Origin of the sequence: Collinsella aerofaciens, from assembly GCF_040920445.1 — a bacterium.
GTDB lineage: Bacteria > Actinomycetota > Coriobacteriia > Coriobacteriales > Coriobacteriaceae > Collinsella > Collinsella aerofaciens_BH.
In genome coordinates, this window is the sequence record NZ_JBCOTQ010000004.1 from 1 (window position 1) to 11294 (window position 11294).

Here is an 11294-nt window from a genome sequence, read left to right on the forward strand (position 1 = left end):
GCGACGCGGAAATCGCGCGCCGTTGCCGCGCCCCGCAGTGCCCGCTTCCCCCGAGAACAATTATCAGTGCAGGTAGAGCCCTTGCACAAAAGCCATGTGCTCGCGATATTGCAAAAAGTCTACTCACTTAGCTGGCGACCGCACCAAACAGCTGGGCAGAACGCCCATTTCCTGCATTTTCTCGCGCGCTGGCACCCCGCGCCGCCGCTACGCCATAATAGTTGGCGGACAAACGCGAGAGAAAGCAAACACATGGCACAGACCACGACAGATACCACCGCCAGCACCGTCTCCGGCGCCGGGGCTGCCAGCTCATTCTCGGGCGGCACGGGAACCGAAGCCGAGTTTGGCTCGCTCGGTGCGCTCTCCCCCACCTGGTGGGAGCCCGAGGATGGCAGTGAGCCCGAACCATGGCTCACGCCTGATCAGGCCTTCGAACGCTTCTTTGAATGGACGAGCGACCGCGGCATTGAGCTGTGGGATCACCAAGAAGAGGCCCTCATGGACCTGGCAGCCGGCGATCACGTCATTTTAGGCACACCGACCGGATCGGGTAAATCGCTCGTCGCGCTGGGCATGCTCTTTATGGGTATGGCGCAGGGTAAGCGCTGTTATTACACGGCCCCCATCAAGGCTCTGGTCAGCGAGAAGTTTTTCGACCTTGTGCAGGTGCTCGGCCGCGATAACGTCGGCATGATCACCGGCGATACGCATATCAACACCAAGGCGCCCGTCATCTGCTGCACGGCAGAGATCCTTGCCAACGACGCACTGCGCGAGGGCGAAGATGCCGATGTTGGCTGCGTCGCCATGGACGAGTTCCACTACTTTGCCGACCCTGATCGCGGTTGGGCCTGGCAGGTGCCGCTGCTCACCCTGCCTCACACGCAATTCATGCTCATGAGCGCCACGCTCGGCGATGTCACCGCGATCGCCGCCTCGCTCGAGGAACACACCGGCGCTGCTTGCGACTTGGTTGTCGACGCCCCGCGCCCTGTTCCGCTGAGCTACGACTATGTGACGACCTCCCTCGAGGGCACGGTCGAGCTCGCCATGCGCCGTGACGAGGCCCCGCTCTATATCGTGCACTTTAGCCAGGATGCCGCCCTTGCGACGGCGCAATCCCTCGCCAACTTTGGCATCGCCAGCAAGGAGCAGCGCGAGGCTATTAAGGAAGCCGCCAAAGGCACGAGCTTCTCCACGGCTTTTGGCAAGATTCTCAAGCGCCTGCTCGGATGCGGCGTCGGCGTGCACCATGCTGGCATGTTGCCGCGCTATCGCCTGCTGGTCGAGCGCTTGGCGCAGCAGGGCCTGCTGCCCGTCATCTGCGGCACCGATACGCTCGGCGTCGGCATCAACGTACCCATCCATACCGTGGTTCTCACCGCGCTCACCAAGTTCGATGGCTACAAGATGCGTCGCCTGCGCGCCCGTGAGTTCCATCAGATTGCCGGTCGTGCCGGCCGCTCGGGCTTCGACACCGAGGGCATGGTAATCGCCGAGGCACCCGAGCACGAGATCGAGAATGCAAAGCTCATGGCCAAGGCGGGCGACGACCCCAAGAAGCTCCGCAAGATTAAAAAGAAGAAGGCCCCCGAGGGCTTTGTCACCTGGAACAAGCAGACCTTTGAGCGCCTGATCGAGACACAGCCCGAGACACTCAAGCCGCGCCTGCGCATCACACACTCCATGGTGATTAGCGTGGTCGAGCAGGGCGGCGATGCCCGAGCCCGCGTACACGACCTCATCGAGACGAGCCTGCAGACTCCCGAGGAAAAGGCTAAGCTCGAGGTTCGCGCCGACGAGATCTTCGCCACGCTCATCGATTCCGGCGTCGTCGTTCGCACCGAGGCGCCGCCCGCGCCCGACGCCCCGACTGACGCCGCGCCGGACATCGACTATGCACTGACGGTCGATCTGCCCGAGGACTTTGCGCTCGACCAGCCGCTCTCGCCGTTTTTGCTTGCCGCGCTGGAACTGCTCGACCCCGAGAGTGAGACCTATACCATGGATCTGATCTCGATGGTCGAGGCTACACTCGAGGACCCCAAGCAGGTATTGCGCGCACAGGAGCGCGCCGCGCGCGACCGCGCGATGGCCGAAATGAAGGCTGATGGCGTCGAATATGAGGAACGCCTGGAGCGCATCCAGGATGTCACCTACGAAAAGCCGCTCGAGGATTTGCTCGATGCCGCTTTTGACAAGTACTGCCAGGAAGTACCCTGGGCCAACGACTATCAGCTCTCGCCCAAGAGCGTCCTGCGCGATATGCTGGAGAGCGCGAGCGATTTTAAGGGCTATATCCAAAAGCTTGGCATCGCCCGCTCCGAGGGCATTCTGCTGCGTTACCTAGCCGAGGCCTACCGTTCTCTCGATCGCACCGTTCCCATTGAGAAGCGCGATGAGCACTTGCGTGACATCATTTCGTGGCTCGGCTTTGTGGTGCGCTCGGTCGACTCGAGCCTGGTGGACGAGTGGGAGAACGCCGGCAACCCCGCTGCACTCGACGCCGCACCGCCGCAGGGCATCGACGAGGTCGTTGCGGACCGTCGCGGCTGCACGCTGTTGGTGCGCAACGCACTCTTCCGCCGCGTGACCCTTGCCGCCCGCGAGCACGTTCGCGACTTGGGCGAGCTCGATGAGGACTGGGGCATGAGCGAGGTCCGCTGGCAAAAGGCGCTCGACGCCTATCACGAGCAACACGAGGAAATCCTCACCGACGGAGATGCCCGCAGTGCCGCGATGTTTTCCATCGATGAATCCGACGAGAAGACCGATCACGTGTGGCACGTGCACCAGATTTTTGCCGACGAAGATGGCGACCACGATTTTGGCATCATGGGCGATGTCGATCTGGACGCCACGCAAGACGGCGGCGAGGTCATCTTCAAAAACTACCGCGTCGGCTTTATCGAGGACCTGCTCGAGAACTAGCCGACCATACCGGAACGAAACGGGGCCGCTGGCAACATCGCCAGCGGCCCCGCTTTTGCACTATATGCTATCCCCTACTCGGCATCCTCGACCTCATACGAATCCGCCTCGGCTGGCTCATCGTTTGTCTCCGTCGCAGCCCCGCGCGCCTCGTCAAACGCCGCCTTCATGGTCTTGTTGCCCCAGGTGAGCTTGCGAATGGTAAGATCGTCGGCCTTCTTGTTGGCCAGGCGCAGATTGTTCTCGGAGGACAGCAACGCCTCCTTGGTTTTCTGCAGATGGCTAATCGTCTTGTCGATCTCATCGATCGCCGTTTGGAACTTGCGGCTCGCGATCTCGTAGTTGCGGCCGAAGTCGTTCTTGAACTTTTCCATCTTGGCTTCGAAGTTCGTGACGTCGATATTCTGCTGTTTGTACTCCGCCAGCTCCTGCTTATAGCGCAGCGAACCCATGGCAGCGTTGCGAAGAAGCGTAATCATGGGAATAAAGAACTGCGGGCGGATCACGTACATCTTCTCGTAGCGATAGCTCACGTCCACGATGCCGGCATTGTAAAGCTCGCTCTCGGGCTCGAGCAGCGTGCAGAGCACTGCATACTCACAGCCCTTCTGGCGACGATCGTGGTCGAGCTTCTTAAAGAAGTCCTCGTTCTTGTGCTTGGTCGCAGTCTCGTCGTTCTCGTTTTTCATCTCGAACATAATCGAAATGACCTCGTTGCCGCTCGCGTCGCACTCGCGGAAGATAAAGTCCCCCTTGGTGCCCTCGGACGCATCGTTATCTTTCTCAAAGTACGCGTTAGGAAACGCCGTCATGCGTAGGCGGTTAAACTCGGTCTCGCAGTGCTGCTCGAGCGACTCGCCCACCATCTTGGTGGACAGGCGTACCTTCATGTCCTTAAGGCGCTCAATCTCTTCGTCCTTGTAGCGGATCAACTCGTCGCTCACGCGCTTGGCCTGCGCGAGCTCAAGCTCGTGGGCTGCCTTGGCCTGTTCCTCACGCGAATCGCGCACCGCCAGCTCACTCGTCAGCTTGGCACGCGCCTCATCACGCTCACGCTCCGCCGCGGCGACCGCCTCCGATAGGTTCATTTTGGCCGTCAGCTCCTGTTCGCGCAGCTGGGCACGCAGGCCCTCGGCCTCTTGCTCGGACTGAGCCTTTGCGGCGGAAAACTTCTCTTGTACCTTCGCGCGATAGTCAGCAAGCGCGCGCTCGGCCTCGCTGCGAGCGGCATCGAGCTCACGCTGCGACTCTGCCGCGGCAGCGGCAAGCGCCATCTCCTGGGCCTTGTCCGCAGCGGAGAGCTTTGCCTGTAGCTCAGCAATCTGAGCGTCGCGGGCGGACAGATCGTTTTGAGCAGCATTGCGCGCCGCTGCCTCGGCAAGTTTGGCTTCGTCATCCTTGCGTCCCAGCTGCGCGCGCAGGTTGTCAATCTCACGCTGGAGCTCTGCGTTTTCCTTCTGCGCATCCGCACGGGCCTCAACCGCCGCGCGCTGGCTTGCACTCTCGCGCTCCGTGGCAGCGCCCTCAAGCTTGGCGCGCAGCTCGGCGAGTTCAGCATCGCGCTTGGCGACTTCTTGCGCCAGCTGCTGGGCCGCAGCGTTCTTCTGCTCGACAAGCTGAGCGTTGCGCTGAGACTCTGCCTCTTGCAAGGCGGCCGTCGAACGCGAGCGCTCAAGTTCCAGCGCCTGCTCGCCCTCGCGCTGGACTGCCTTCACACGCTCATCCAGGTCGCGCGAAAACTCAGCATCGCGCACTTGTTTGACGATATCCGCATAGCCGGACGCATCGACCTTAAAAACTTCGCCGCAATGCGGGCACTTAATCTCGTTCATAGCAGCTCCTCGATGGACGCAAATTTCAACCGACTACACTCTACCGCGCCGCACGGACAAAAAAGGCGCCGCTGCCATAATGGCAACGGCGCCAGAACCACCACAAAGGTGCCTGTCCCCTTTGTGGTGGTTCGAGAATTACAGTCCAAAATAGCCGAGGATTTGATCACGACTTACAGGCTTGTAGTCATTGGCGTCGAGGCCCACATCGTAGCGGTAAATGGGGCGCTCGCGATCGCGGTTGCGTGCGTTGGTGCGGTTACCCCTGCTGTGGATATGCCCATGCAGCATAATAGCGCCACGTGCCTTGCCGTTCCAGCTGAGCATGGGGTAATGGCTCATAACCAGACGATGGCCCTTGGCATAGCCAGGAGCAATCTCCAGGTAATCGCGCACGTCTTCCCAAATCCGCGGTGCGTCGGGATCTTCCCAGTCGCCGTCATGGTTGCCACGGATGAGCGTTACGTTTTGGCATTCGATGCGCTCGCGAAGACGCACGGCATCCGCTAGGGGCAAACGATAGGTAAAGTCTCCCAGGATGTAGAGACGGTCATCCGCAGCCACGCACTCATTGATGGCATCAATGACCTTGCGGTTCATCTCCTCGACCGAGCCAAACGGCCGGTCCATGTCGTGCAAGATATTCGTATCGCCCAGGTGCAGGTCGGCGGTAAACCACATCATCGTCTATGCCCTCATTTCACAACGTGTCCAACTCGTGCTAAGTATACAGACGCAGCGATGCGGCGGTTATCCAAAGAACCCGCCGAACAGTCCGCGGCGGCGCTTGTCTTGCTTTTTCGAAGCGTCACCCTGGGTATTCTTATCCTGCCGCTTCTTACGATCCCGCTCCAACTCATCGTCATCGAGTAGCATATCCCACCCAAACGGTTCGTCTGTCAGATCGAACTGGTCGTCGTCATCAAACATGGCTGTCTCCCTAACCGATTAGCGAGCATCCACCACGTAGAGTCCAACACGCACCTGATGCCACGGGCTGCGCTCGGGGGCAACCTGCTGCACGCGCGCCTCAAATACACCCTCGTTTCCGTAATACATCATCACGGATAGCGGGCCGACCTCGTTTCCCGGAACATAGCCGAGCTTGGTGTTGCCGTAGTAGATTGCAACCGCCTCGGAATCATGGGGATTATCGCGCTCGGCACGCAGTGTCAGCTTATCGCCCACTTTAAGATCGCCTAGGACCAAAGCGCCGTCGGCATATTGAAATCCTGCGATATGAAATGACAGAAGAACACGTGAAGGCTCGTATATGGCAACTCCTCTAACGGCCGGATAAACCAACGCTTAACCTCACTGAGAAGTTTACGGGCCCGTGCGGACACGAATTCACCCGCTCGCGCCTTTCACCCAGTTGCCGCAACGCTTGCGAGACAGAACGCTTGCAGATAAGATAGGAGTACGGATGGCACCCGTTGCAGCGGGTCTTGCCAACTCCGATACACGTTTTCATCGTGAGAAGTGGCCGTCTTCGCTTACGCGGGGGCGGCTATTTCATTCGGCCGATAAACAGGCCGAGTTCGATAGCCGCGATTAACAACGCCAGTAACGAAATAACATCGCTTACGTTCATACCAATTCCCTTCTAAAGGGAGTTGGCCCATCCGCACCCCATAGCAGTAGTCTAACGTAAATGACAGGTAATAGGAACACTTGTTCGTATTACCTGTCATTTCCTAATGCACAAACATGCGCACGAATTTGTGCTTCCAGCTTGCGTAGGGCGCATACCGAAACGGCACGTCCAGCCAGGTTGACTTGTTCACGATGCTCTTCTTGTGGCTAAACGTATCGAAGCTCTCGCGGCCATGGTACTGACCCATACCGCTCGCACCCATGCCGCCAAAGCCCATATGGCTCGTAGCCAAATGCATGATCGTGTCGTTGACGCAGCCGCCGCCAAAGGGCACGTAGCGCACAAAGCGCTGCTGAGTCGCACGGTCCTGGCTAAAGATATACAGGGCCAGCGGCGTCGGACGATCCGTGATGAACGCCTCGGCCTCGTCTAGGCTCTCAAACGTCAGCACCGGCAAGATGGGGCCGAAAATCTCCTCCTGCATCACGGCGTCATCGGGGGTCACGCCGTCTAGGATCGTCGGCTCAATCTTGAGCGACGACTCGCGCGCCGTGCCTCCCAGCACAACCTTATCGGGATCGATCAGCCCGCGTACGCGCGCGAAATGCTTGGCGTTGACAATATGACCGTAGTCCTCGTTGTCGAGCGGGTGCTCGCCAAACATGCGACGGACCTCCTCCTTGATGAGGCCCAACAGCTCATCGTGCACGCGCGTATCGACCAGCAGGTAGTCGGGCGCCACGCAGGTCTGCCCCACGTTGAGCCATTTACCAAAGGCGATACGTCGTGCCGCGACCTTCAAGTTTGCCGTCGCATCCACGATGCAGGGACTCTTTCCGCCCAGCTCAAGCGTCACGGGCGTGAGGTTTTTGCTCGCGCGTTCCATGACGAGCTTGCCGACCGGAACACTACCGGTAAAGAAGATTTTGTCCCAGCATTCATCGAGCAACGCTTCGTTCTCGGCACGCCCGCCTTCGACGACCGTCACCAGGCGCGGATCAAATGCTTCCTCGCAAATCTGCCTGAGCACCGCACTCGAAGCCGGCGCATAGGCACTCGGCTTGATGACCACGGTGTTGCCTGCAGCGAGCGCGCCGGCGAGCGGCTCGAGCGTCAGCAAAAACGGATAGTTCCAGGGCGCCATGATGAGCGTGACGCCATAGGGCACGGCTTGCGTTTTGCACACACTCACGGCGTTAGCGAGGTCGCAGGGGCGCAAGCGCGGGCGGCTCCATCGGGCCACATGCGCAATCTGATGGCGAATCTCGGAAAGCGACGTGCCGATCTCGCACATATATGCCTCGTCATGCGACTTTCCCAAATCGGTCTTGAGCGCATGGGCGATATCGGCCTCGTGCGCACGAACCGCATCGCGTAAACTCACGAGCGCGCGACGTCGAGCATCGACATCAAACGTGGCGTGCGTCTTAAAGTAGGCGCGCTGGTCGCCGACGATGCGCGCAATTTCCTCGGTGTTCATGGACCCTCCTAGTTCTCGTCCTCAAACATACCACCCGCGACGACCTCGTACATACGCTCGAGCTCCAAACGGTCCATCAAAAGCGGAACGGGGTACAACGGATTGGCCTCGGAATCGGCATGCGCCGCCATCTCGGGAATGTCGGAGCGGCGAATGCCCGTCACATATTGGGGAATGTCCAAGGCGGCGTTCATGCGATCAACCCAATTGATAAAGGCCTCGGCCGCCAGGCTGTCCTGCGCGTTAGCCGGCGCGATACCGGCCATGCGGGCGAGATCGGCGAGTTTAGGAGCAGCAGCTTCGCCATAGGCGCGAAGCATGTGCGGCAGGATGATAGCGTTGGCCAAGCCGTGCGGAATCCCGTAACGCCCGCCCAAGCTGTGTGCGATGGCATGAACGTATCCAACATAGGAGCGCGTAAAGGCAACGCCCGCCTTATACGCCGCCGAAAGCATATTGCGACGCGCACGCATGTCGTCGCCATGCTCATAGGCCTCGAGCAAATTGTCGTGGATGAGCTGCACTGCCTGTCGCGCCATCTTGCGTGTATAGGGCGTGGTGCTTTGCCCGATAAAGGCCTCGACGGCATGCGTCAGGGCGTCCATGCCCGTCTGCCCCGTAATGGAGGCGGGCAGGCCGCGCGTAAACTCGGGGTCGTGGACCGCAAAACGCGGGATGAGCACAAAGTCGTTAATGGGGTACTTGTAGTGCGTCTCGTCATCGGTGATAACCGCCGCGAGCGTGACTTCGCTTCCCGTACCGGCGGTAGTGGGAACCGCAATAAGCAGCGGCAGGCGACGATGAATTCGGAGCAGGCCACGCATTTTGTTGATGGGTTTGTTTGGCTGCGCAATGCGCGCTCCCACACCCTTGGCGCAATCCATGGCCGAGCCACCGCCAAAGCCGATAATGGCCTGGCAGGCGCTCTCTCGATACAGGGACGCAGCTTCCTCCACGTTTGAGACCGTGGGGTTCGCACGCGTTTCGGCATAGACCGTAACGCCAATCCCCTGAGCCGTAAGCGCACGCTCGAGTGGCGCCGTGAGCCCCAGACGGGCAATGCCGGGATCCGTCACGATAAGGACCTTCTGGATCGAGCGCTTTTGAAGCACCGCGGGCACATCCTCGGCATGCTCTAAAATGCGCGGCTCGGTATAGGGCAGGATCGGCAATGCAATGCGAAAAACCGTCTGATATGTTCGGCACCAGGCACGACGGGCTAGATGCATAAAGGAAACTCCTTCATTTGTTGATAGGTCAACATTTGCTCGCCCGATTGTACTCAGCGGCGGTCAAAGACGGCCTGCCAATCGTTAATCAATCAACATCTTCATATCTCAAAATTGTTTTATTAAAAATCATTCCTAATAGGCTTCACATTTGGTTGCATTTATGGATAATAGAACTCGTCAAGACGCACGTCCGGAGAGGGCCCTTACGGGACCGGACGAGCGCACAATCGCCATCGATCGAAAGGATCGAATCATGAAGTTTGTTTGCCCCGTTTGCGGTTATGTGGAAGAGTTCGACGGCGACCAGCTGCCCGAGGACTTCAAGTGCCCCCAGTGCGGCGTTCCCGGTTCTCGCTTCCTGAAGCAGGAGGAGGGTCAGCTCGAGTGGGCTGCCGAGCACGTCGTGGGCGTCGCCAAGATGGAGGGCGTCTCCGAAGACATCGTTGCCGACCTGCGTGCCAACTTTGAGGGCGAGTGCTCCGAGGTCGGTATGTACCTGGCCATGGCTCGCGTCGCTCATCGCGAGGGCTATCCCGAGATCGGCCTGTACTGGGAGAAGGCTGCCCACGAGGAGGCCGAGCACGCTGCCAAGTTCGCTGAGCTTCTGGGCGAGGTCGTGACCGACTCCACCAAGAAGAACCTCGAGATGCGCGTTGAGGCTGAGAATGGCGCCACCGCCGGCAAGACCGATCTTGCCAAGCGCGCCAAGGCCGCTGGCCTCGATGCCATCCACGATACCGTGCACGAGATGGCTCGCGACGAGGCTCGCCACGGCAAGGCTTTCGCCGGCCTGCTCAAGCGCTACTTCGGCTAAGCCAGCAACCTGAGACATAACCTCTAGCTCGATGAGGCCCGGACCGCATGGTTCGGGCCTTTTTCGTGCCTCACAAACTTGTTAACTACCTGAAATAGGACCGCCTTCGGCATAGGTTTCTCGTCAAAAACTAAGTGAGTAGACTTTTTGGAACTTGCCGAGCAGACCATCCGTATTGCTTTATAAAGTCGCAGGTAAATGACTTGTTTCAAAACGGCCTGGTCGCCAAAGTGCCAAAAGTCTACTCACTTAGAACCGCAGCCGTCCACGATCGAGCTGTTTTGTGTCTAACGGGCATCTTTCCGTCAATTACTCCCAATTTTGTCCAGTCAACGAATAGTTCAGACCGAAGTAATGTCTCAGCCCTTTGCTCATCCGAGCTTTTATCACGATATTCAGCATCGAACATCCTGCATACGGCCTTAACGATCGCGCGGAATCTATCCTCATCCGATATCTGTCTGTGTGTCAGGAGAAGTACATCGTAGCCCATGGCCTGAAGGGCCGTCATGCGATCAGCGTCACGCAAGCCATCCCCTGCGCGTCCGTGCGAGGCCTTTCCCTGACATTCAATGGCCACCTGTCGCCTACCGTCCGGTGAAGAAAGAAGTAGGTCGATATATACACGGGACTTTCCCACAATCGCTCGAGCACTTGTGTTTAGCATCACTTCAACATTAAGCTCTATGCCGCAAAAACCTTCGCCTCCCAGGGATCGCGGCAATGCAAGTAGCAAATACGCCTCGACCTCAAAAGGCGATGCGGCACCCAATGGAACGAGTTGCGATACCGTCATAAATCTATTGCCGTAACGCATCCCACAAACATCTGAACAAAAACGGTCAATGTCTCCGCCCAAAACCAAAGCGTCTCGACGCCATAAATTTGAGGCGGTGCCGTCCTCTGACGGGCAGCGCGCCCAACCGAACGTTGTCGAAATCGCACCCGAATCAATTGCACGCGAAAGCTCCGCCTCAAGTGCCGCCGGCAGGGCACACACCGCAAACAAGCCACACATCTCCGCCAATACCAAAAGAAGCTGAAGATCCGTCAGATGCCGCGACATGATGAATGTCGTCAGTAGAGGAGACGTAACCAAAAACCCATGCTCCGTTTCCAGCACGGATTCCCTGGGGAGCTCACCAAGAAACAGCCGCTGCCTAATGCTGGCAGGACAAGTCCGTTTGTTTCTCGTCCGAACCAATGTATACAACGGAAAACCGAGCGCGACCGCAGCCGTCGGGTTGCGGGCGAGATCATATCGCTGCCGGTCTTCTTCCGGTCGTGGAAGCGGCGGACACAAAGCGCGGACTTGAGGAGGCAAACGCCAGTACCTAAAAGCCGATATGTCACAAAGTAGATCCTTCATAGGCACAGGAAAACACAAATTTCAACCCAGTCAGTC

Annotated in this window: 10 protein-coding genes; 3 read left to right on the plus strand and 7 right to left on the minus strand. The window is 58.8% G+C overall.

Annotation, left to right across the window (positions count from 1 at the left end):
• The first annotated feature begins 252 nt into the window (after positions 1-252).
• A complete protein-coding gene (locus AB5405_RS00915; RefSeq protein ID WP_368137265.1) occupies positions 253-2934 on the plus strand; it encodes a DEAD/DEAH box helicase in 2682 nt (893 codons plus the stop codon).
• A 74-nt stretch (positions 2935-3008) separates the two neighbouring features.
• Here the strand turns inward: AB5405_RS00915 and AB5405_RS00920 are convergent, their stop codons facing one another.
• The 4 genes from AB5405_RS00920 to AB5405_RS00935 form a co-directional block, all read right to left on the minus strand.
• Entirely contained in the window at positions 3009-4766 is a 1758-nt protein-coding gene (locus AB5405_RS00920) for a DUF2130 domain-containing protein (protein ID WP_368137267.1), read from the minus strand.
• A 138-nt stretch (positions 4767-4904) separates the two neighbouring features.
• On the minus strand, positions 4905-5450 hold the full coding sequence (locus AB5405_RS00925; protein ID WP_368137269.1) for a metallophosphoesterase: 546 nt from the start codon (positions 5448-5450) through the stop codon (positions 4905-4907).
• A gap of 66 nt (positions 5451-5516) precedes the next feature.
• Positions 5517-5696, minus strand: coding sequence for a hypothetical protein (locus tag AB5405_RS00930; protein ID WP_368137270.1), 180 nt, complete (start codon positions 5694-5696; stop codon positions 5517-5519).
• Positions 5697-5714: 18 nt separating this feature from the next.
• Positions 5715-6071 (minus strand): HIRAN domain-containing protein, encoded by a 357-nt coding sequence (locus tag AB5405_RS00935; RefSeq protein ID WP_368137271.1) that lies wholly within the window; start codon positions 6069-6071, stop codon positions 5715-5717.
• 121 nt (positions 6072-6192) lie between these two features.
• On the opposite strand from AB5405_RS00935, the gene AB5405_RS00940 reads away from it, so the two are divergent.
• Complete coding sequence (locus AB5405_RS00940) at positions 6193-6324, plus strand: hypothetical protein (protein WP_275950430.1); 132 nt, start codon at positions 6193-6195, stop codon at positions 6322-6324.
• 139 nt (positions 6325-6463) lie between these two features.
• On the opposite strand, the gene AB5405_RS00945 is transcribed toward AB5405_RS00940, so the two are convergent.
• Complete coding sequence (locus AB5405_RS00945; RefSeq protein ID WP_368137272.1) at positions 6464-7843, minus strand: aldehyde dehydrogenase; 1380 nt, start codon at positions 7841-7843, stop codon at positions 6464-6466.
• An 8-nt stretch (positions 7844-7851) separates the two neighbouring features.
• Positions 7852-9072 carry an iron-containing alcohol dehydrogenase gene (locus AB5405_RS00950; protein ID WP_368137273.1) on the minus strand — a complete coding sequence of 407 codons (1221 nt, stop codon included), beginning with the start codon at positions 9070-9072 and terminating at the stop codon, positions 7852-7854.
• Positions 9073-9328: 256 nt separating this feature from the next.
• Here AB5405_RS00950 and AB5405_RS00955 point away from each other — a divergent pair, with 256 nt between their 5' ends.
• Entirely contained in the window at positions 9329-9889 is a 561-nt protein-coding gene (locus AB5405_RS00955) for a ferritin family protein (RefSeq protein WP_022094328.1), read from the plus strand.
• A 241-nt stretch (positions 9890-10130) separates the two neighbouring features.
• Here the strand turns inward: AB5405_RS00955 and AB5405_RS00960 are convergent, their stop codons facing one another.
• Positions 10131-11012 carry a putative endonuclease domain-containing protein gene (locus AB5405_RS00960; RefSeq protein WP_368137274.1) on the minus strand — a complete coding sequence of 294 codons (882 nt, stop codon included), beginning with the start codon at positions 11010-11012 and terminating at the stop codon, positions 10131-10133.
• Positions 11013-11294 lie beyond the last annotated feature (282 nt).